This is a genomic window from Prescottella sp. D32 (genome assembly GCF_037287305.1).
Lineage (GTDB): Bacteria > Actinomycetota > Actinomycetes > Mycobacteriales > Mycobacteriaceae > Prescottella > Prescottella equi.
In genome coordinates, this window is sequence record NZ_JARBSW010000003.1 from 289,112 (window position 1) to 310,778 (window position 21,667).

The window sequence follows — 21,667 nt, forward strand, 5'->3', positions numbered from 1 at the left end:
ACCCGGGTCGGATCCACCGCCACCTTCTACCAGGAGGAAGTGCTGCGATTTCGTAGTGCCGTCCGTAGCCCACTCCGGCGCGATTCTGCACTCGACGAAGCGGATCGCACACCCGCTCTCGACTGCGCGCGAAACTTCGACTCGGAGGCCGTCTCCGGTGCGTCGTCGGCGGTTGCGACCAACAGGCAGTCCGGGAGTGCCAACTTCAGGATCGTCCGGAATGTCTGCCAGTACTGTCGCGCGAGCGGACCGGTCGTGTACGGCAGATCGTACTTCTCACACAGCGGCCGCACGCGAGCGGCGATCTCGGCGTACCTGTTACTCGGCAGGTCCGGGAAGAGGTGATGCTCGATCTGATAACTGAGGTTGCCGCTCAGGAACGCCAGCACCGGGCCGGCACGAAAGTTCGCGGTCCCGAGCATCTGCCGCAGATACCACTCCGACGATGTCTCCCGCTCCAACTCTTCGAGCGTGAACTTCTCCGCCCCGTCCGGGAAGTGGCCGCAGAAAATCACCAGATACGCCCACACGTTGCGCAACAGGTTCGCGGTAGCGTCTGCGGCGAGCGTCCGTCGCCACCGCCTCCCGCTGAGCGCGGGGAACAGCACGTAGTCCTTCGCCGATTGCCGAGCAATCTTGACCGCGACGGCGCGGACACCGCTGCGTTGGTGGATATCGACGTCATGCACGGCCACCCCCCACTCGAACGTGGCGGCCAACACCAGATTCTGGATCGGTTGCAGCAGGTGTCGAGGACGCCAGCGCTGATCCCTCGTCACCCTCATCACGCCGAAACCGACATCTTCGTCCATACCGACGACATTGGTATACCGATGGTGGACGAAATTGTGGGCGTACTTCCACTGCGTCGATGTGCCGGCCATGTCCCATTCCCAAGTGGTGGAATGGACTTCCGGATCGTTCATCCAGTCCCATTGGCCGTGCGACACGTTGTGCCCGATTTCCATGTTCTCGATCGACTTCGCGACGCCCAGGCCAGCCACGCCGAGGACCCACCCGATCCGCCCGCGACTCAGAGCGAGCAGCAACCGCGACGACGCGTCGAGCGCTCGCTGGAACGCGATGGTGCGTCGGATGTATCGGGCATCGCGCCGACCCCGCGAATCCTCGACATCCCTGCGAATGGTTGTCAGTTCCACTCCCAGCGCCTCGATGTCATCCCTGCTGAGGTGTGCGTACTCGTCGATGTTCGTAATAGCCACCGCGTTACTCCCGTCCTGAGCCGGGCAGGACGCGTCGACATCCGATACGGCGGCCCGTATCAGCGTGCCGACGCTCCACCCTCGCCGTCCCACCGACTTTCCGCGAGCTCACGGTCCGCCCGACTCGTGGCGCGGCGGACGTCGGCCATCAGAAGATCGTCTGCGGTGGTCGCGTTGTTCGGCGCGGCGGCACGCATCATGGTCCGATGCGAGTACCCCGGATCGGTTTCCGGCGCCAAGACCAGCAGGGTCAGCCGGTCGCGATTGACTCCGACCACATACACCGTGTTCATCGGCTGGTAGTGGTATCCGTCCAGGCGAACCGAACGACCCAGTGCCACAATTCGATCGGGCGTCCGAAACCAGTTGGCCAGGCTGTAGACCACGCGCTCGATCGGCCCGAGTCGCACCGAGAGCACGGCCAGAAGATCCGGGAGCTCGTCGACGAGACTTCGCGAGTGCGGCCACCACGCACCGTCCACATACCCGGTGCCCGGCGCCTTGGGCTTCAACCTCAAGCGCGGCGTGTACCGCGGACCGTCCACCCCTCGATGCATGGCCGGTCCGGGCCGGGACTCCGCCACTGGCTCGAACTGGGCGCGCTGCAGCGTCATGACGACGCTCCTACCTCGGCCGAGAAATAGGCCGGATCATTTCAATCGACAGGCGACGCAGTCTCGAATGCCCACGTGCGAAATGCCGTCGATACAGTCCAGCCTACGCTCCCACGCGCCGGCGGAGAGAATCGCCGAAGCGTGGACGCGGGTTCCTCGTCAGCCCGCCAGGCAGCTCGGCCCGAGCAGTGCTTTGAGGTCACCCATCAGCGACGACGACGGCTCCACCCGGAGCACCTCGTCCACCTTCCATAGTGTGGTGCCCCGCGATCCGATCAGCTTGACGTGCACGTCCGCCGTCCCGGGATGCTTCGACAGCACCTGCCGCAGGGCACCGAGCTTCTCCTTGGTGCACTGGCGCACCGGCAGGCTCACCGACACCGGCTTCGCCACGCCGATCGCCGACAGATCGGGCACCGCGAGATCGTTGGCGATGAGGGACACCCGGTCGTCTCGAATCGACACCCTGGCCTTGACCAGCACGACCGAGTCCTCGACCACGTCCATGCCGTACACCGAGTACGCCTGCGGGAAGAACAGCACCTCGATGCCACCGGAGAGGTCCTCGAGCTGAGCGGACGCCCAGGTCAAGCCGTTCTTGTTGATCCTGCGGTTCACCGACGCGAGGATGCCGCCGACGGTGACCTGGGTCCCGTCCTTGATGTCTCCTTCGAGGATCACCGGGATGGACGTGTCGGACTGCGCCGCCAGCACGTGCTCGACGCCGTTGAGGGGATGACCGGAGACGTACAGGCCCAGCATCTCCCGTTCGAGGGCGAGCTTGTGCTTGGTGTCCCACTCCTCGTCTGGCACCTTGACGTTGAACACCGAGGTGATCGACTCGTCGGCGTCGTCGCCGCCGAACAGGTCGAACTGACCCATCGCTTCGGCCTTCTTGGTGCCCATGACCGCGTCGATCGCGTCGGCGTGCACCAGCATCAGACCCTTTCGTGGATGCCCGAGTGAATCGAATCCGCCTGCCTTGATGAGGGATTCGGTGACCTTCTTGGAGCAGGCGAGCGCGTCGATCTTGTTGAGGTAGTCGGAGAAGTCGGTGAAGCTGCCCTTCTCCTCGCGGGCCGCGATGATCGACCCGACCACGTTGGCGCCCACGTTGCGGACCGCACCGAGGCCGAACCGGATGTCCTCTCCGACGGACGCGAAGTCGACGCGGGATGCGTTCACGTCCGGCGGCAGCACGGTGATGCCCATCTTCCGGCAGTCCGAGAGGTACACCGCGGCCTTGTCCTTGTCGTCACCGACCGAGGTGAGCAGGCCCGCCATGTACTCGGACGGGTAGTTCGCCTTGAGGTAGGCGGTCCAGAACGAGACGAGGCCGTAGCCGGCGGCGTGCGATTTGTTGAACGCGTAGCCGGCGAACGGCAGAACCGTGTCCCACAGTGCCGTGATCGCGGCCTGGGAGAAGCCGTTGGCCTTCATCCCCTCCGCGAAACCGTCGTAGGCCTCGTCGAGGATCTCCTTCTTCTTCTTACCCATCGCTCGGCGGAGCAGGTCTGCCTGTCCGAGCGAGTAGCCGGCCACCTTCTGAGCGATCTGCATGATCTGCTCCTGGTAGACGATCAGACCGAAGGTGTCGGCCAGGATCTCCTTGAGCGGCTCCTCGAGTTCCGGGTGGATCGGCTTCACGTCCTGCCGGCCGTTCTTGCGGTCGGCGTAGTCGTTGTGCGCGTTCATGCCCATCGGGCCCGGGCGGTACAGCGCCAGGACGGCGACGATGTCCTCGAAGCCGGTGGGCTGCATGCGCCGCAGCAGATCGCGCATCGCGCTGCCGTCGAGCTGGAACACGCCGAGCGTGTCGCCCCGCGCGAGCAGTTCGTACGTGGCCGGGTCCTCGAGCGGCAGCGTGTCGAGGTCGATGTCGATGCCGCGGTTGGCCTTGATGTTCTCGATGGCGTCGCCGATGACCGTGAGGTTGCGCAGACCGAGGAAGTCCATCTTGAGCAGACCGATGGCCTCGCACGACGGGTAGTCCCAGCCGGTGATGATCGCGCCGTCCTGCGCGCGCTTCCACACCGGAATCGCGTCGGTGAGCGGCTCCGACGACATGATGACCGCGCAGGCGTGCACGCCTGCGTTGCGGATCAGGCCCTCGAGGCCCTTCGCGGTCTGGTAGATCTTCGCGACGTCCGGATTGGAGTCGATGAGGGCGCGAACCTCGACGGCTTCCTTGTACCGCTCGTGCTCGGGGTCGGTGATACCCGACACCGAGATGTCCTTCGCCATGATCGGCGGCGGCAGCGCCTTGGTGATCTGGTCGGCGATGGCGAAACCGGGCTGGCCGAACTGGACTCGCGCGGAGTCCTTGATGGCGGCCTTGGTCTTGATGGTGCCGAACGTGATGACCTGCGCCACCTTGTCGCTGCCCCACTTGTCGGTGGCGTAGCGGACCATCTCGCCGCGGCGGCGATCGTCGAAGTCGATATCGATATCGGGCATCGACACGCGTTCGGGGTTGAGGAACCGCTCGAACAGCAGCCCGTGCGGGATGGGGTCGATGTTGGTGATGCCCATCGCGTACGCGACGAGCGAGCCGGCCGCCGAGCCTCGACCCGGGCCGACGCGGATCCCGACCTCGCGGGCGTGGTTGATGAGGTCGCCGACCACGAGGAAGTAGGCGGGGAAGCCCATCTGGTTGATGACGCCGATCTCGTACTCGGCACGCTCGATGTACTCGCGCGGCGGCCCGGCCGGGAAACGCCGGTCAAGGCCCCGCATGACCTCCTTGTGCAGCCAGCTCGCCTGCGTCTCGCCCTCGGGCACCGGGAAGATCGGCATCCGGTCTCGGTGCTGCCACACGTCCTCGTACGGCTGCACTCGCTCGCCGATGAGCACGGAGTTGTCGCACGCGCCGGGAACCTCGGAGTCCCAGATCGCCCGCATCTCCTCGGCCGACTTGAGGTAGTAGCCGTCCCCGTCGAACTTGAAGCGGGTGGGGTCCGAGAGCGTCTTACCGGTCTGGATGCACAGCAGTGCCTCGTGGTTCTCGGCGGCGTCCTTGGTGACGTAGTGGCAGTCGTTCGTCGCGAGCGGCGGGATCCCGAGCTGTCGGCCGATCGAGAGCAGGCCCTCCCGGACGCGGCGCTCGATGGACAGCCCGTGGTCCATCAGCTCGAGGAAGAAGTTGTCCTTGCCCCAGATCTCCTGCCATTTCGCGGCGGCCTCGAGCGCCTCGCGGTCGTGGCCGAGCCGCAACCGGGTCTGGATCTCGCCCGACGGGCAGCCGGTGGTGGCGATGATGCCCTCGGCGTGGGTGGCGATCAGCTCCTCGTCCATGCGCGGCCACTTGCCGAGCTGGCCCTCGATCGACGCGAGCGACGACAGCTTGAACAGGTTCCGCAGACCGGTCGAGTTCTCGGCGACCATCGTCATGTGGGTATACGCGCCGCTGCCGGAGACGTCGTCCGACTTCTGGCTCGGGTCGCCCCACAGCACGCGCTTGGTGTTGAACCGCGACTCGGGCGCGACGTACGCCTCGATGCCGATGATCGGCTTGATGCCGTGCTTCTTGGCCGAGTTGTAGAACTCGCTGGCGCCGTACATGTTGCCGTGGTCGGTCATGCCGACCGCGGTCATGCCGAGGCGTTCGGCTTCCTTGAACAGCGGGCCGACTTTTGCCGCACCGTCGAGCATCGAGTACTCGGTGTGGTTGTGCAGGTGAACGAACGAGTCAGCCACGCGTGCCTCTCTGTAATTCGGTAGATCCCAGGCAAGCCCAGAGTCTATGCCCTGTCACCGACGGTCTCGGGCAGCCGTGACCCGGCCCTGCGCGTCCGCCGTGCACGAGCCAGTGCGTCCGTGGTGAATACCACCAGGGCGACCCAGATCAGGGCGAATCCGACCCACCTCGACGGTGGCATCACCTCGTGCATCACGACCACTCCCCAGACCATCTGCAGGGCTGGGGTCAGGTACTGCAACAGGCCCAGCGTCGTGAGGGGAATGCGCTGCGCGGCGAGGCCGAACAGCAACAGAGGCGCCGCCGTGACCGGTCCGGCCGCGACGAGCAGCAGGCTGTGGCCCACGCCGTTACCGAGGAACGACCCGGTGCCGGAGACCAGGAGAACGACGAGGTAGACGATCGCGAACGGCGCCGCGACCAGACCCTCGGCCGTCAGACTCGTGCGCGGATCCAGCGGGACCACCTTCTTGACGACCCCGTACAGCGCGAACGACAGCGCCAGAGTCAGTGCGACGACCGGTGGCCGGCCGTAGTCGACGGTGATGATCACCACGGCGATCGCTGCCAGGACCAGTGCCGCGATCTGGGCGGCACGGATCTTCTCGCGGAAGACGAGCACCCCGATCAGCACGCTGACGAGCGGGTTGACGAAATAGCCGAGAGCGGCCTCGACGACATTGCCGGAGACGACCGCGTAGATGTAGACGCCCCAGTTGACGGCGATCGCGACGGTGGCCGCCGTCACGAGCCCCCACGTCCTCGCGGACAGGCCGCGCAGCGATCCCAGCTTGCCGAGGACGAGCAGGACGGCGAGCATCAGCAGGACTGTCCACACCATCCGGTGCGCCAGCACCTCGAGGGAACCGGCGGGGTCGAGGAGACCGAAGAAGATCGGGAACATTCCCCAGATCAGGTACGCGCCGAACCCGGCCGCCAGTCCGGTGGAATCCTCGGTTCTACCCTGCGGTGTCACGTATGCCGACGATAGCCCTCCGGCTACTGTGACTCGTCACACGCCGAATCCCCCGAGCCAGGAGGACTGCACCTTGACGATCGGTGACCGGACGCTCCGACGGATCCTGGGCGCGGCCGGCCTGCTCGCCGGCAGCGTCGTCGCGTTCGCCGCCGGCCCGTGGCCCGGGGCGCTGGTCGTGCGCACCGTGTTCGGCCGGGACGCGCGCAGGACGACGGAAGCCCTGCGCAAGCACGCTCCCGGAGGAGTCGCGTCGATCACCGCGCAGCGGTACCGGGCGGGCGACGACGACGCCCACCTCGACGTGTACTTCCCCGCCGAATCGGGAGGCGCCACGCACGCCCTGCCCACGGTGATCTGGACCCACGGCGGCGCCTGGATCTCGGGGCACCGGACGAACTGCGCGACCTACTACGAGCTCATCGCCGCGGCGGGCTTCACCGTCGTCTCGCTCGACTACTCCCTCGGACCGCGCCACCGGTACCCGACGGCCGTCGAGCAGTTGCGCGACGCCCACGCCTACATCCTCGCGAATGCCGAACGCCTGCACGTCGATCCGGACCGAATCGTCCTGGCCGGTGACTCGGCCGGCGCCCAGTTGACGAGCCAGCTCGCGACGATGGCCACCGACGCCGCCTACGCCCGCGCGATCGGGATCGAGTCGGCGCTGCGACCCGAGCAACTGCGCGGCGTCGTCCTCAACTGCGGCATCTACGAGGTGACCGACATGGTCGGCGGCCCCGGCATCCTGGGCTGGGGCACCTCCGAGTCGATCTGGGCCTACACCGGCACCAAAGACGTCGCGAACTCGCGCGCCGTCGCCGAGATGTCGACGCTGCGCCACGTCACTGCGGACTTTCCGCCTACCTACATCTCGGGCGGCAATGCGGACGGGCTCACCGAGAAGCAGTCGAAGGCGCTCGCGGTGAAGCTCACCGATCTCGGCGTCGACGTGACGACCCTCTTCTACCCGGACGACCACGAACCGCCGCTGGCACACGAGTACCAGTTCGACCTCGACAACGCCGACGGCCGGCACGCACTGGATCGGACGATCGAGTTCCTGCGAAAGCACACCGGCGACGCCCCGGTGGACTGACGAGCCGTCAGCCGGAGACCGCGCCGCACACCGACCGCAGCGCCCGCACCAGACCGGCCAGATGCAGCACGTCCGGTCGCTCCGCGCCGACGACTTCGGCCGCACCGGCGACGAGGTCCGACAGGCACCGCGGATCGGCCAGTACGTCCTTCTCCTCACCGGTCCGCGTCACGATCTCGGCGTTCAGGCGATCCAGCACAGGCCGCACCGCTGCGAGGTCGGGCCGCGGCTCGGGCACCGCCTGTGGCACGACGTCCCAGTACGCGAACAGGCCGCGCTGCACGTCCTTACTCGCCTCGATCTGATCGCGGAAGATCTGCGTGACCCGGGCCGGGTCGAGGCCCTGGCCCCGCGCCTGCTCGGCGACCGCACGGAGCACATCGGCCTCGCGTGCCGGGTCGTCGATCGGCTTGCCGGTCCCCCACTTGGCCGCCGCGACCGCATCGGCGATCGCCAGGCGTTCGGAGAGCGCGGAGATCAACGGGACCAGGTCCGAGCTCGGCGCCGCCGACGACGACTCGGCCGCAGCCGTCGCCGTCCCCACCGACGACATTGCGGCACCTACGGCGAGCACCACCGTCAACGCTCGTATCGACATGGATTTCCTCGGCATTGCGACATTGTGCCGCCGCCCCCACGCGGGTGGTCGGATTCGACCGAGGGCGGGCGCGTCAGCCGAGGGCGGGCACCGGGCCGTCGTCCGGCCCCGGAACGACAGAGGTGGACTGCGTCGGCAGCAGTGGGTTGACCGAGAACGCCCCCGCGATCGCGTCGGCGGGCAGGGCCTCCACCGCCCGCACCCCCGGGACCGCCGCGAGCGCGCGCAACCGGTCCAGCGAGCCCCGCACCGTCGCGCCCACGACGCACGCACAGTCCGCGGACAATCGGCTCGCCGAGTAGGCCGCGATCTGGGCACCGCGATCGTTCCCGACGGCTCCGGCCTGTAGACGTGCCGCCGCGACCGACGGCGCGCGGTGCACCGCGACATCGTTGGCGGGGACCGGTACCGCGACGATCGGTGTCTGGACTCGATCGACAGGGACCCGGAAGAGCACCTGGGACACCCGCACGTCCGGCGTGTCGGTCAGCAACTGCGAGGTTGTCACCGGGGCGTCGAACGACACCAGCGCCCACCGTGGCCCGGCGTCGGCGGAGTCCGCGGCAGAGGCGTCGGTGAGCGAGGCGGCGGCCCGCGCCAGGTACTCCGCGACCAGTTCACCCGATTCGGGACCGAGTGCATCGGTCCCGACACGCCCCGGCTGCGGCGGATTCGCCACCCCCAGGCCCACCACGACAGCCGCCAGCGCGACCGTCGCGGCGACGGCCGGCCACGTGCGCGAACTCATCTCACGCGCCCCGCAGGACTCCGAGCGCGTGCTGCAGGTCCTTCGGGTAGTCGCTCGTGATCTCGACCCAGTGCCCGTCGGCCGGATGCGCGAATCCCAGCGAGCGGGCATGTAGCCACTGCCGCTCCAGGCCCAGCCGCTCCGCCAGGCGCGGGTCGGCACCGTACGTGAGGTCACCGCAGCACGGGTGGCGCAGCGCCGAGAAGTGGACACGGATCTGGTGCGTGCGGCCCGTCTCGAGGTGGATGTCGAGCAGACTGGCCGCCTGGAACGCCTCGACCGTGTCGTAGTGCGTGACGCTGGGCTTGCCGTCCGCCGTCACCGCGAACTTCCAGTCGTTGCTGCGGTGGCGACCGATGGGCGCGTCGATCGTGCCGCTGCTCGGATCCGGGTGTCCCTGCACCAGTGCGTGGTACCGCTTGTCGATGGTGCGCTGCTTGAAGGCGCGCTTGAGGACGGTGTAGGCGCGCTCGGACGTCGCCACGACCATCACGCCGGACGTGCCGACGTCGAGGCGGTGCACGATGCCCTGGCGCTCGTGCGCACCCGACGTCGAGATGCGGAACCCGGCGGCCGCGAGGCCACCGATCACCGTCGGCCCGGTCCAGCCGACGCTCGCGTGCGCCGCGACACCCACAGGCTTGTCGACCGCGACGATGTCGTCGTCGGCGTAGAGGATCTCCATGCCCTCCACCGGCTCGGCCTCGATGGTGAGCGGGCGAGGCGGCTCGGGCAACTCCACCTCGAGCCAGGTGCCGGCCGAGAGCCGATCCGACTTGCCGGCGGCGGCGCCGTCGACCAGCACCGCGCCCTCCTCGGTGAGGGTGGCCACGGCGGTCCGCGAAAGCCCGAGGAGCCGCGCGAGGCCGGCGTCGACCCGCATGCCGTCGAGCCCGTCGGGCACCGGCATCGATCGTGTCTCCCTCATTCCGCATCTCCCTTCCGCGAGACCTTGTCGCCACTGGGTTCGATGCCGAACAACGTGAGCGCAACCAACAGGACGGCGCCGCAGACGATCGACGAGTCCGCGACGTTGAAGACCGGCCACCAGCCGACCGAGACGAAGTCCACGACGTGACCCTGGAGCGGACCCGGCGAACGGAATATCCGGTCGATCAGGTTGCCCAGCGCACCGCCGAGAACGAGACCGAGGCCCAGGGCCCACCACGGCGAGCGCAGGGTCCGCCCGATTCGGATGACACCGATCACGACACCGACCGCGACGAGCGTCAACAGCCAGGTCATTCCCGTCGCCATCGAGAACGCGGCACCGGGATTGCGGATGAGGGTCAGGGTGACCGTGTCGCCGATGATGCGGACCGGATCCCTCGGGTCGATCAACGCGACCGCCAACACCTTCGTCAGCAGATCCAGCGCGAGCACGACGACCGCGATGACCACGAGCATCCGCATGCGCCGAGGGCGTGCCGCCACGGTGCCGGAGCCGGAATCGGCGGGCGGCACGGAGGCGTCACCGGGGTCGGGGACGGGTGGATCGGGAATCGGTTCACCTTTCACGGCGGCGTCGTCGCTGTCGGTGCGGTCGTCACTCACCACGCCATCATCCCTTACGCGGGAGACAGACCGGTCATGCCACCCGCGCCGACTAACCTGTTGGCGTGCCAGTTGCGTCGAAAGTCTTCCGTTCGGGAACCGCGGTCGTCGCGGCCACCCTCTCCCTCACTCTCCTCGCCGCGTGCGGCAACGGCGGCGAGGCTGCGCCCGTGAGCCCCGACGCGGTCGGGGCCGCCTCCGACGAGGTCACCGTGCCGGTGACAGCCGCGACGACCGAGATCGTCGACGCCGGCGCCGAACCGCGATCGGTGGTCCGGTTCCGGCCCGCGCAGGGCACGCGCCAGGAAGCACAGCTGGTCACGACCGCGACGGTGATGCAGCAGATCGACGAGCAGGCCGTCCAGGACGTCTCGACGCCCGCCCTGACCATGCCGCTGACCGCACTCGTCACGCAGGGCGCATCCGACAGCACACCGGCGACGACCGTGGACCTCACGCTCGGCGAACTGAGCACACCCGACCCGGACGTCGACGAGGTACTCGCCCCGGCGACCGGCTCGCACGCGGGGTTCACGATGAACCTGTCCGGCGCCGTCACCGCACTGCGCCTGCGCCCCGACCCCGATGCCCAGAACAAGGCGCGGGCCATGATCGAGCAGGCGTTCTACCAGGCGGTGTATCGCACGGTCGCGTTCCCCGAACAAGCGATCGGCGTGGGCGCCGAATGGAGGATCCGCCAGCAGGTGATGGGCGCGATCGCCGTCGACCAGGTGACGACCGCCAAGCTGGCCGCACGGGACGGCGACCGTCTCACCATCGACGTGCAGGTGGAGCAGACGCCCACCACGGCGCTCTTCCAGCTGCCCAACGGGGCCGGGGCGCTGGACGTCGACTCCTTCGCCCTCCGTGGGTCCGGCAACGTGGTGGTCGACCTGAGCGTGCCGCTGCCGGTCGCCGGATCGATCACCGCCGAGGGCAGCCAGTCCTTCAGCGATCCGACCGACACGATGCACCTGCGCCAGACCACGAGCGAGCGGGTCGAATGGAACGGCTGACGCGCGTGGTCGTCACGGCCGCTGCCATCGCGCTGGCCGGCGGGCTGGTGGCATGCGGATCGTCCGACCCGGAACCCGGATCGTCGACCGACGCCTCGCCGTCGGCGCCGTCGGATCTCGGTCCGGCCGTGACCGCGCCCGCTGCGCCCGGCGCGGGTCCGATCACCGACCCGGCCGCGCTGCGGGCCGCGCTTCTCGCCGCCCCCGACCTACCGGTGGGCTTCGTCGCACTACCCGCCGCCGAGAGCCCGGACGAGACGACCGGCGCCGGCACTGCGCCGCCGACGACCAACCCCACCCGGTGCGCGAACGTGCTCGACACGGTCGCCCGCCAGGCTCGCGGTGCGGTCGCCGACGCCGAGTCGAACTTCTCCGGGCCCGACTTCACGAGTATCGACATCGATGCCGCGAGCTACCCGGGAAGCGGTGCGGCCGAAGCTTTCTCGACGATCCAGGCCACAGCGCGGCAGTGCACCACCTACTCCGGCACCGACGGCGAGGGCGTCGGGGTCGACTACCGCGTCGAACCGCTCGCGACTCCCGCTGTCGGTGACGCGTCCACGGGAATCCGGCTGATCACCACGAGCGACGGATTCTCCCTGGTGTCCGACGCGGTGCTCACGGTCGTGGACTCGACCGTCGTACAGGTGGTCGCGACGGGACCCGAACCGATCGACGCCGGGGTTCTCGCGGGCATCGCCCGCAGTTCCGCCGAGCGGATCCACGCGGCGGCGCCGACGCGCTGAGCCCGGAACCGACCGGGACCGAACACGCCGATGCCGTCGTCACACGGGGTGACGACGGCATCGGCGCAGGGACCGTGAGCGCTTACGCGGGGCAGGCCGGCGAGGAGAGCTGAGCCATGGTGACGAGCTGGCAGGCGTACGACTTCGACATCTTCCAGACGCCGTCCTCGGCGACGAAGTCGACCGTGGCCGGGTTGTTCTGGCCGTTGATGACGAGCTCCACACCGGCGGTGACGGTGTCGTCACCGGTGGGGGTCACGTCGACGACGTTGATCGTGGCGCCGGCATCCTTGGCGGCCTTGGCGACCTGGTTGATCAGCTCCGGATCGGCCTCGGCGCCCTGGACGAGCTGCGCCTTCTGCTCGACCGGCACGCTCTCGTCGAATGCGGTGGCCAGAGCGGCGTTGAGCTCGGCGGCCGTCGGCGGTGCGAGCGTCGGCGTGGCCGCCGCGGTCGTCGTGGTCTGCTGCGCCGTGGTGCGCTCGGTGCTTCCGCTGTCGTCCGAGCAGGCCGTCATGGTCAGAGCAGCGGCGATCGCCACACCAGCGATGGTCATCTTCCGGAGCTTCAAGTGCTTGTCCTTTACATTCTCGGTCGAACACATTCTCGGGTCGAACACGATTCGGGTTTGGCCGGGATGCGGACGACGATAACCGCCCACCCCAGCTGTCACGTACGTTCACAGCAACAATACCGGCGGTGAGGACGACCTCACGCCAGGCTGTCGATCACGTCCGCGACGACCAGATCACAATCGGTGTCATCGAATGTACGTGACGGCCCCCGCCCCGTGCTGCGCGTCTCGAACCGGACCGTCACCACACCGTGGCCCGCGCCCTGCACCCAGCCGTGCCCGTACTCCGGGTGCGAGACGTCCATGCCGGGCCGCCAGCGGACCGTCGTGTCGGAGCCGTCCTCGGCGATGGCGTCCCCCTCGGCCTCGGCTACGTCGTCCTCGGCGGGCACTGCCTGATCGAGCTCCGGGAACAGCGAACCCTGGCTCACCGCCGACAGGCCCCCGAACCCCACTCCGACGAGGCGGATCGGACCGAGCTCGAGCGGATCGATCACCTGCCGTTGCGCTGTCGCGGTGAGGATCTGCAGATCGGTCGTCGCGTACGGCAGCGTGAGCGATCTCGTGACGATGCTCATGTCCGACTTACGGAGCTTGAGGACGACGGTGCGGGCAGCGCGCCCGTCCCGGTCCAGGCGACGGTGCGCGGCCGCGGCGCTCGCGTCCACCGCACGGCGCAGCCCGGCCAGCGTGACGATGTCCTCGGCGTACGTGGTCTCGGCACTGACCTGCTTGGCGTCGGCGCGTTCGGCGACCGGCCTGTCGTCGATCCCCCGGGCGAGCCGGTGCAGGCTCGGCCCGATCGTTCCGCCGAGCACCGACACCACTTCGGCGTCGGGAAGCGCGGCGAGAGCGCCGATCGTGTCGATGCCGAGCCGCTTGAGTTTCTCCTCCGCCACGGGCCCCACTCCCCACAGCTTGCGCACCGGCAGCGCACTCATCAACTGCTGCTGGACATCCGGGGACACGACGGTGACGCCGTTGGGCTTGGCGAGCCCCGACGCGATCTTGGCCACCTGCTTACCGGCCCCGGCGCCGATGGACGCGACCAGTCCGGTCTCGGCCAGCACGAGGGCCCGCAACTCCTCGCAGTAGCGTTCCACCTCCGCCTTGCCCACGCCCGCCAACTCGGCCGGCTCACCGAACGCCTCGTCCATCGAAAGCTGTTCCAGCACCGGCATCCTCACGCGCAGCGCATCGAACACCTGACGGCTGACGTGCCCGTACAGGGAACCGCGCGGCGGCAGCACGACAGCGGCGGGGCCGACCAACCGTCGCGCCTGGTGCATCGGCATCGCCGAATGCGCCCCGAACACCCGAGCCTCGTAGCTGGCACCGGCCACCACTCCCCGACCGCCCAGCCCGCCCACGAGGACCGGACGGCCGCGCAACGTGGGACGGGTCAGTTGCTCGACGGACGCGAAGAACGCGTCCATGTCGAGGTGCAGGACCCACCGGCGGCTGCGGGTGGGGTCGGCGGAAACCATGTCTGAAAACTACGCCGGGCGGACGACAGGAATTTCGTCGTCCGCCCGGGGCGCCTCGTCCGGTCAGGCCTTGACGATCACGGCGCGCACACCCTCGCCGAGATCGACGACCGCGTCTCCGCTGACGGCACCGAGCTCGAGCGACGTCGCGAGGATCTCCCCCGCGATCAGCTCGCGGTGCCGAGCGGCCCACTCCAGCCGGTCCACCGGGACCTCCAGCGTGACCGAGATGCGGTCGGAGACGTCGAGTCCCGCGCTGCGGCGGGCGTCCTGCAACTCGCGGATGCGGTCCTTGGCCCAGCCCTCGGCCTCGAGCTCCTCGGTCACCCGCGAGTCCAGCACGACCAGGCCGGCGCCGTCCGGCAGTGCCGCCGTCGACTCGGGCTCGGCCGCGACCAGACGCTGGGTGTACTCGGACGGCAGCAGGTCGATGCCCGCGGCGCTGACGACGCCGTCGGTCTCGGTCCAGTCGCCGGCCTTGACCGCCTTGATGACGGTCTGCACGTCCTTGCCCAGACGCGGACCCGCGGCGCGCGCGTTGACGACGAGCTCGAAGCGGCCGTGCACGTCCACGTCGTCGGTGAGGTCGACCTTCTTGACGTTGACCTCGTCGGCGATCAGACCCAGGTACGGCCGCATCTTCTCGGCGTCCGGCGCCGCGACCGTCACCTCGGGCAGCGGCAGGCGCACGCGCAGGTTCTGTGCCTTGCGCAGTCCGAGCACCGTCGAGCAGACGCTACGGACGTCGTCCATCGCGGCGACCAGCTCGGCGTCGGCCGGCAGCTCGGTCTCGGTCGGCCAGTCGGTCAGGTGCACCGACCGCCCACCGGTCAGCCCGCGCCAGATCACCTCGGACGCCATGGGCAGCAGCGGCGCCGCGAGCCGGGTGACCACCTCGAGCACGGTGTGCAGCGTGTCGATCGCGTCGCGGTCCTCGTCCCAGAACCGGCTGCGCGAGCGGCGCACGTACCAGTTGGTGAGCGCGTCGCAGAACGTGCGCAGCTCGTCGCACGCTCCAGCGATGTCGGTCACGTCGAGCGCCTCGGTGATCGCGTTCCGCGTGGCCACCAGCTTGGCGAGGATGTACTTGTCGAGCACGTTCGGCGAATCGGTGCGCCACTGGCCGGGCTTGGACGCGTACAGCTGCAGGAAGCTCCACGCATTCCACAGCGGCAGCAACGCCTGGCGGACACCCTCACGGATGCCCTGTTCGGTGACGATCAGGTTGCCGCCGCGCAGGATCGGCGACGACATCAGGAACCACCGCATGGCGTCCGAGCCGTCGCGGTCGAAGACCTCCTTGACGTCCGGGTAGTTGCCCTTGGACTTGCTCATCTTGAGACCGTCGTCGCCGAGGACGATGCCGTGCGCCGCAACGCATTTGAAAGCCGGGCGGTCGAACAGCGCGGTCGCCAACACGTGCAGCGTGTAGAACCAGCCGCGGGTCTGGCCGTTGTACTCGACGATGAAGTCGCCCGGGTAGTGCGAGTCGAACCAGTCCCGGTTCTCGAACGGGTAGTGCACCTGCGCGTACGGCATCGAGCCCGACTCGAACCAGCAGTCCAGCACCTCGGGCACGCGACGCATCATCGACTTGCCGGTCGGGTCGTCCGGGTTGGGGCGGACCAGCTCGTCGATCATCGGCCGGTGCAGGTCGGTCGGGCGGACACCGAAGTCCGCCTCCAGTTGGTCGAGCGAACCGTAGACGTCGACTCGCGGGTACGACGGATCGTCCGACACCCACACCGGGATCGGGCTGCCCCAGTAACGGTTACGGCTGATGTTCCAGTCGCGGGCGCCCTCGAGCCACTTGCCGAACTGGCCGTCGCGGATGTGCTCCGGCACCCAGGTGATCTCCTGGTTGAGTTCGACCATGCGATCGCGGAACTTGGTGACGGCCACGAACCACGACGGCACCGCCATGTAGATCAGCGGCTGGCCCGAACGCCAACTGTGCGGGTACGAGTGCTCGATCGTCTCGTGCCGCAGCAGCTTCCCGGCGGCCTTGAGGTCCTTGATGATGACCGGGTTCGCGTCGAACACCTGCAGGCCCTCGTACGGCGGAACCATCGAGGTGAACTTGCCGCCCGGATCCAGCGGCTGCACGATCTCGATGCCGTTGGCCGTCGCGCACTCCATGTCCTCTTCACCGAATGCCGGCGCGAGGTGCACCACGCCGGTACCGGAGTCGGTGGTGACGTAGTCGGCGGACAGCACGCGGTGCGCTTCCTCGTGTCCCTTGCCGGGGCCGTGGAAGAAGTCGAACGGGGGAACGTACTTCAGCCCCACCAGGTCGCGGCCCTTGTACTCGCCGAGCACCTCGGGCGCCTCACCGAGTTCGCGCGCGTAGTGCCCCACCCGCGCGGCGGCCAGCACGTAACGCTTGCCCGCGCCTTCAGACCCTGCCGCCCGCACCTGCACGTAGTCGACATCCGGATGGACCGCGATCGCGAGGTTGGACGGCAGCGTCCACGGCGTGGTGGTCCAGATCAGTGCGTTCGCGCCGTCGAGCGGCGAGCCGGGCGCGGTGAGCAGCATGTCGACGGTGACCGCGGGGTCCTGACGCATCTTGTAGGCGTCGTCGAGCCGGGTCTCCTGGTTCGACAGCGGCGTCTGCTCGTACCAGCTGTACGGCAGGACGCGGAAGCCCTGGTAGATCAGGCCCTTGTCGTACAACTCCTTGAAGGCCCACATGACGGACTCCATGAAGTCCAGATCGAGGGTCTTGTAGTCGTTGTCGAAGTCGACCCAGCGGGCCTGACGGGTGACGTAGTCACGCCACTCGTCGGTGTAGCGCAGGACGGACTGCTTGCAGTAGGCGTTGAACTCGGCGAGGCCCATCGCGTCGATCTGCGACTTGTCCTTGATACCGAGCTGCTTCTCCGCCTCGAGCTCGGCGGGCAGGCCGTGGCAGTCCCAGCCGAAACGGCGGTCGACCTTCTTGCCACGCATGGTCTGGAAACGCGGGACGACGTCCTTGACGTAACCGGTGAGCAGGTGCCCGTAGTGCGGCAGGCCGTTGGCGAACGGCGGGCCGTCGTAGAAGACGAAATCCTCGGCACCGTCGCGATTCTCGATGCTGGCGCGGAAGGTGTCGTCCGCCGCCCAGGCCGCGAGCACCTTCTGCTCGAGGTCCGGGAAGGAGACGGATCCGGTGGCGCGTCCGCCGACGATGTCGACGCGCGGGTACCCGTCGTTCGTCCGGGGAGAGGTGGATTCGTTACTGGTCACCGTTTGGCTCCTCGTGCCCTACTACCGGCACGGGGACGACGACGGCGCCCTGTGCGCCGTGACCGCGGTACCACCCCGCTTGCCCGCCGCGCGGACGCGGCGAACCTCTCGACCTCGGGCTGTGACGGGCCCACCCGTTCGGTTCTAGTGAGCCGGAACCCGGTGGCGCTTGCGCCCCCACCGAGTACCGACCGTTCTTCCGAAGGCTCCCCGGTGATGGCCGGATCGACGCCGAATGTGCGTTCAGTCTAACCCTGCGTCGAATCGCTTCCGGAATCGCCGTGGTCGGGCAGATCCGCGGTCCCGGTCTCGCCGGGGGGATTCTGCGCCCCCGTCTCGCCGGGCACCGCCTTCCTGCTCGCCAACGCACTGACGAGCAGGAGGACGGCGCCTGCGACACAGACCAGGATGCAACCCCACGCCCAGATGACGGAACCCGTCATCAGAGCGATCACCAGCAACGCGAATCCCGCCGCGGCAAGGACCAACGTCATGACCAGCACGATTCACCCCCTGCTCGGGAGCCGGCCGGGCGTCGACTCGGGGTCAGTTGTTTCCTTTGGCGTACGACTGGGTGAAGCCGGCCTGAGAGCCCGGACCGAAGGTGTCCTGGCCGCCGTCGACCGGAACCGCCGAGCCGCGCTGCTCGAGCTCCTCGAGCTGAGACTCCAGGTACGACTTGAGACGCACCCGGTACTCGCGCTCGAACGTTTTGAGCTGCTCGATGCGGCCTTCGAGGACCGAACGCTGCTGGTTGATCGTCGCCATGATCTCGGTGTGCTTCTTCTCGGCGTCCGCCTGCAGCGCGTCGGCCTTCTCCTTGGCCTGACGCAGCTGGGTCTCCGAGCGGGTCTGGGCATCGGACAGCAGCGACTCGGACTTCTGCTTCGCATCCGCGACCATCGTCTCGGACTTCTGCTTCGCGTCCGCAACCATCGTCTCCGACTTGGTGCGCGCGTCGGTCACCAGTCGCTCGGAGTTGGTGCGGGCATCGCTGAGCAGCTGCTCGGCCTCGGTCTTGGCGTCGCCGGTGAGGCGGTCGGCCATCTCCTGGGCCAGACCCAGCACCTTCGCGGCCTGCATGTTGGCGTCCTCACGCGGCGCGGCCGCGGGGGCCGGTGCAGGCGCGGGCTTGGGGGGCTCGACGACGCGAACCGGCTCGGGCTCCGGCGCCGGAGCGGGCGCGGCTGCCGCCGCGGGACGCGGGGCCTTCTTCGCCTCGGCCAGCTCCTGGTCGAGCTCGCCGACACGCTGACGGAGGTCTGCGTTCTCCTCGATGAGGCGCGACAGCTCCTGCTCGACGAGGTCGAGGAAGGCGTCTACCTCGTCCTCGTTGTAGCCACGCTTCCCGATCGGAGGCTTACTGAACGCAACGTTGTGCACATCAGCTGGAGTCAGCGGCATGGAAGGATCCCTTCACGCATCTTTTGGCGGTCTAGCACGCATTCGGTTCTAGCGCGTTGCGCGTACTCGTTAACCATTTCGTTACCAGTCACACTGTAACTGCGGGCCATTCTGTCACACGAAACCTGCGGGTGAAGCCAGTCCTGCGACCACCTGCATCAGGATGAAGAGCAGGAACAGCAACACCATGATCGAGAGATCGAGCCGGACTCCGCCGAGCGAGATCGGCGGGATCAGTCGGCGCAGGAGCTTCACCGGTGGGTCGGTGACCGTGAAGATCGCCTCGAGGACGACCACCACGAAGCCCGTCGGCCGCCAGTCACGGGCGAAGACTCTGATGAACTCGACGATGATCCGCCCGATGAGCAACAACCAGAAGATGAACAGGATCACGTAGATCACCGAGAACACGGCCACACCTTCACTCTGCCTGACAGGAACCAGTCGATCAAAACCAATGGGGAAGCCGAGCCGCGTGTCACAATCCCGCGAAGCAGCCGACCGGGTCACACGATCCGGCCGACCGCGCCCAGGTCACTTCTGGTTGTAGAAGCCGGTCTCCGCGATCCGGCGGCGCTCCTCCGCGGAAACATCGATGTCGGCGGGCGAGAGCAGGAACACCTTGGTGGCGACCTTGTCGAACGATCCCCGCAGCGCGAAGGCGAGACCGGCGGCGAAATCGACCAGGCGCTTCGCATCGGCGTTGCTCATCTCGACCAGGTCCATGATCACCGGCGTGCCGTCACGGAAACGCTCGCCGATGGTGCGCGCCTCGCCGTAGTCACGGGGACGGAGCGTCGTGATCTTGGACAGCGGGCCGCTCTCGTCGACGGCGGAGCGGCGGCTCTCGACCCGATCGAGCCGCGGGTCGACCGCGAGTGAACCTCGGGTCGGTCGCGGAGCGACTCCGCGCGGCGCGATCGATTCGACGCGCTGATGGGACGGCCGGGGCGCGGGCTCGTAGCGATCGAAGTCGCTGTCGACGTCGTCGCGACGCGCCGACGCGTAACCCGGTTCCGCGTATTCGCGACGGCCCTGACCGGGCTCGTCGATGTAGTCGTCCTCGAAGTCCTCGAGGGGAACCATGCCGAAGTAAGCCTTGAACTTGTGCAGGCTGCTCATTGATCGACCTTCCTGGGCGCGGCGGACTGGTACTGGCTAATCCTGCGGTCGACCGCAGAAATCCGGGTGTGACTGGTGTTCCATGTGTGACTGGTGATCATTTCGAGACTATCGGTCGAGAGCCGAGCAGCGCAGTTCCGACACGCACGCACGTCGAACCGTGGCGGACGGCGGACTCCAGATCCCCGGTCATCCCTGCCGACAGCGTCCCCGCACCCGGATACACGCGCATCAGGTCGGCGTGCACCTCGTGCAACTGCGCGAACGCAGCATCGGGGTCCGCGCCGAGCGGCGGAACCGCCATCAGGCCGGCCAGTTCGAGACCGGGTGCGGACGCCACCCGATCCGCGAGACTCTCGAGGTCCGCGACCGGGACACCACCACGCGACGGATCACCGTCGAGACTGACCTGGACGAGAACCTCGACGGCACGTGAACGCTCCCCCGCGTCCAGCGCGGCAGCGACGGCGCCGGACAGCGCATCGGTGAGCCGGCCGCTGTCGAGCGAATGGACTGTGTCGGCCCAGCGCACCACGGACTTCACCTTGTTCCGCTGGAGCCGGCCGATCATGTGCCAGCGCACGGGTTCGGTGACGGCGGGATCGGCGGAGAACTCGGCGACCTTGGTACTCGCCTCCGGTTCCCGCGACTCACCGAACGCCCGGCACCCGAGGTCGTAGAGAACCCGCACATCCGATGCCGGGAAGAACTTGGTCACGGGCAGCAGGGCGACCTCGGACGGCTCCCGACCGGCGTCCCGGCAGGCCGCATCGAGCCTGGCGCGCACGCGCGTCAGGGCCGACGCAACTTCTTCGTGCCTACCCATCCCGACAGTCAACTCTCTTCCGTCACTCCGACCCGGACGGATCCATCCAGATCACGGCGGCCAGCCTTCCGGTCGGTGCGCCCCGACGATGGCTGAACAGTGTCGGATCCTCGATCGTGCAGCGCGGGTCCTCCGCGACCCCGGAGACTCCCGCGGCGAGAAGCTGTCGCCGCAGGCCCGCCCGCAGATCGAGGCCCGGGGTGCCCTTCGCCGTCCGCGTCGCGCTGCCCGGAAGGAACTTCTCGACATCTGCCTGCATCGCGGCCGGCACCTCGTACTGGCGGCCACTGGCCGCGGGTCCGAGGAACGCTCCGATCCGCTCGGGACGCGCGCCCTGCTCGATCATGGCGCCGAGCACCTTCGGGACGATGCCGATGCGGGCACCGATGCGGCCGGCGTGCACCGCGGCGATCACGCCCGCCTCGTCGTCGGACAGCAGGATCGGGACGCAGTCGGCACTCAGCGTCACCAACGCCAGGCCGGGCACCTTCGTCACCAGCGCATCCGTCGCCGGCACGGGGCCGTCGACCGGCCCGTCGACGACGGTCACGTTGCGACTGTGGATCTGCTCCATCCAGACCAGCCGCTCGAACGGCAGGCCGATGCCTTCGGCCAGTCGACGGCGATTGGCCTCGACCGCCGCGGGATCGTCGCCGACGTGGTCACCGAGATTGAACGAATCGTAGGGTGCCGCGGAGACCCCGCCGGATCGACTCGTGACGACCCGCCGGACCCGAACACCCGTCACAGCT

The 21,667-nt window shown here is 68.3% G+C and carries 20 protein-coding genes; 3 read left to right on the forward strand and 17 right to left on the reverse strand.

Annotated features, from left to right (window positions below):
- Positions 1-26: 26 nt before the first annotated feature.
- The 4 genes from PSS76_RS16015 to rarD form a co-directional block, all read right to left on the reverse strand.
- Positions 27-1,223, reverse strand: a complete 1,197-nt coding sequence (locus tag PSS76_RS16015) for a fatty acid desaturase family protein (RefSeq protein WP_337456346.1) — start codon at positions 1,221-1,223, stop codon at positions 27-29.
- A gap of 59 nt (positions 1,224-1,282) precedes the next feature.
- Positions 1,283-1,780 carry a DUF5994 family protein gene (locus PSS76_RS16020; protein WP_064058715.1) on the reverse strand — a complete coding sequence of 166 codons (498 nt, stop codon included), beginning with the start codon at positions 1,778-1,780 and terminating at the stop codon, positions 1,283-1,285.
- Positions 1,781-1,996: 216 nt separating this feature from the next.
- On the reverse strand, positions 1,997-5,533 hold the full coding sequence (gene dnaE, locus PSS76_RS16025) for a DNA polymerase III subunit alpha (RefSeq protein ID WP_081181734.1): 3,537 nt from the start codon (positions 5,531-5,533) through the stop codon (positions 1,997-1,999).
- Positions 5,534-5,577: 44 nt separating this feature from the next.
- On the reverse strand, positions 5,578-6,510 hold the full coding sequence (gene rarD / locus PSS76_RS16030) for an EamA family transporter RarD (protein ID WP_005512567.1): 933 nt from the start codon (positions 6,508-6,510) through the stop codon (positions 5,578-5,580).
- Between the two features lie 73 nt (positions 6,511-6,583).
- Between rarD and PSS76_RS16035 the strand changes: the two genes are divergently transcribed.
- Positions 6,584-7,609, forward strand: a complete 1,026-nt coding sequence (locus PSS76_RS16035) for an alpha/beta hydrolase (protein WP_022596512.1) — start codon at positions 6,584-6,586, stop codon at positions 7,607-7,609.
- Positions 7,610-7,616: 7 nt separating this feature from the next.
- Here the strand turns inward: PSS76_RS16035 and PSS76_RS16040 are convergent, their stop codons facing one another.
- The 4 genes from PSS76_RS16040 to lspA are packed head-to-tail and all read right to left on the reverse strand — an operon-like array spanning position 7,617 to position 10,512.
- A complete protein-coding gene (locus PSS76_RS16040; protein ID WP_233281770.1) occupies positions 7,617-8,222 on the reverse strand; it encodes a chorismate mutase in 606 nt (201 codons plus the stop codon).
- A 58-nt stretch (positions 8,223-8,280) separates the two neighbouring features.
- A complete protein-coding gene (locus tag PSS76_RS16045; protein WP_005512564.1) occupies positions 8,281-8,955 on the reverse strand; it encodes a hypothetical protein in 675 nt (224 codons plus the stop codon).
- Between the two features lies 1 nt (position 8,956).
- Positions 8,957-9,883, reverse strand: a complete 927-nt coding sequence (locus PSS76_RS16050) for an RluA family pseudouridine synthase (RefSeq protein ID WP_013416350.1) — start codon at positions 9,881-9,883, stop codon at positions 8,957-8,959.
- The gene (lspA, locus tag PSS76_RS16055) at positions 9,880-10,512 is read right to left on the reverse strand and encodes a signal peptidase II (protein WP_005512562.1); all 633 of its coding nucleotides are present in this window, start codon (positions 10,510-10,512) and stop codon (positions 9,880-9,882) included. Before lspA ends, PSS76_RS16050 begins: the two co-directional genes overlap by 4 nt.
- Before the next feature lie 62 nt (positions 10,513-10,574).
- Between lspA and PSS76_RS16060 the strand changes: the two genes are divergently transcribed.
- Together PSS76_RS16060 and PSS76_RS16065 are read left to right on the forward strand one after the other, a co-directional pair.
- On the forward strand, positions 10,575-11,525 hold the full coding sequence (locus PSS76_RS16060) for a hypothetical protein (RefSeq protein ID WP_081186649.1): 951 nt from the start codon (positions 10,575-10,577) through the stop codon (positions 11,523-11,525).
- Positions 11,513-12,271, forward strand: a complete 759-nt coding sequence (locus PSS76_RS16065; RefSeq protein WP_081205742.1) for a sensor domain-containing protein — start codon at positions 11,513-11,515, stop codon at positions 12,269-12,271. Before PSS76_RS16060 ends, PSS76_RS16065 begins: the two co-directional genes overlap by 13 nt.
- A gap of 82 nt (positions 12,272-12,353) precedes the next feature.
- On the opposite strand, the gene PSS76_RS16070 is transcribed toward PSS76_RS16065, so the two are convergent.
- The 9 genes from PSS76_RS16070 to pgeF all read right to left on the reverse strand — a co-directional run bounded on the left by PSS76_RS16070 (position 12,354) and on the right by pgeF (position 21,663).
- Entirely contained in the window at positions 12,354-12,842 is a 489-nt protein-coding gene (locus PSS76_RS16070; RefSeq protein ID WP_022596520.1) for a WKL family lipoprotein, read from the reverse strand.
- Between the two features lie 140 nt (positions 12,843-12,982).
- The gene (locus PSS76_RS16075; RefSeq protein ID WP_005512556.1) at positions 12,983-14,332 is read right to left on the reverse strand and encodes a DNA polymerase IV; all 1,350 of its coding nucleotides are present in this window, start codon (positions 14,330-14,332) and stop codon (positions 12,983-12,985) included.
- 63 nt (positions 14,333-14,395) lie between these two features.
- Entirely contained in the window at positions 14,396-17,563 is a 3,168-nt protein-coding gene (ileS, locus tag PSS76_RS16080) for an isoleucine--tRNA ligase (RefSeq protein WP_337456347.1), read from the reverse strand.
- 248 nt (positions 17,564-17,811) lie between these two features.
- On the reverse strand, positions 17,812-18,066 hold the full coding sequence (locus tag PSS76_RS16085; protein ID WP_013416355.1) for a hypothetical protein: 255 nt from the start codon (positions 18,064-18,066) through the stop codon (positions 17,812-17,814).
- Between the two features lie 43 nt (positions 18,067-18,109).
- Complete coding sequence (gene wag31 / locus PSS76_RS16090) at positions 18,110-18,967, reverse strand: DivIVA-like cell division protein Wag31 (protein ID WP_005512552.1); 858 nt, start codon at positions 18,965-18,967, stop codon at positions 18,110-18,112.
- Positions 18,968-19,081: 114 nt separating this feature from the next.
- Positions 19,082-19,384, reverse strand: a complete 303-nt coding sequence (locus tag PSS76_RS16095) for a YggT family protein (protein WP_005512551.1) — start codon at positions 19,382-19,384, stop codon at positions 19,082-19,084.
- Positions 19,385-19,501: 117 nt separating this feature from the next.
- Positions 19,502-20,089: a cell division protein SepF gene (locus PSS76_RS16100; RefSeq protein WP_005512550.1), complete on the reverse strand. Its 588-nt coding sequence runs from the start codon at positions 20,087-20,089 to the stop codon at positions 19,502-19,504.
- 97 nt (positions 20,090-20,186) lie between these two features.
- The gene (locus PSS76_RS16105) at positions 20,187-20,915 is read right to left on the reverse strand and encodes a YggS family pyridoxal phosphate-dependent enzyme (protein ID WP_337456348.1); all 729 of its coding nucleotides are present in this window, start codon (positions 20,913-20,915) and stop codon (positions 20,187-20,189) included.
- Positions 20,916-20,937: 22 nt separating this feature from the next.
- The gene (gene pgeF, locus PSS76_RS16110) at positions 20,938-21,663 is read right to left on the reverse strand and encodes a peptidoglycan editing factor PgeF (protein WP_005512548.1); all 726 of its coding nucleotides are present in this window, start codon (positions 21,661-21,663) and stop codon (positions 20,938-20,940) included.
- Positions 21,664-21,667: the final 4 nt, after the last annotated feature.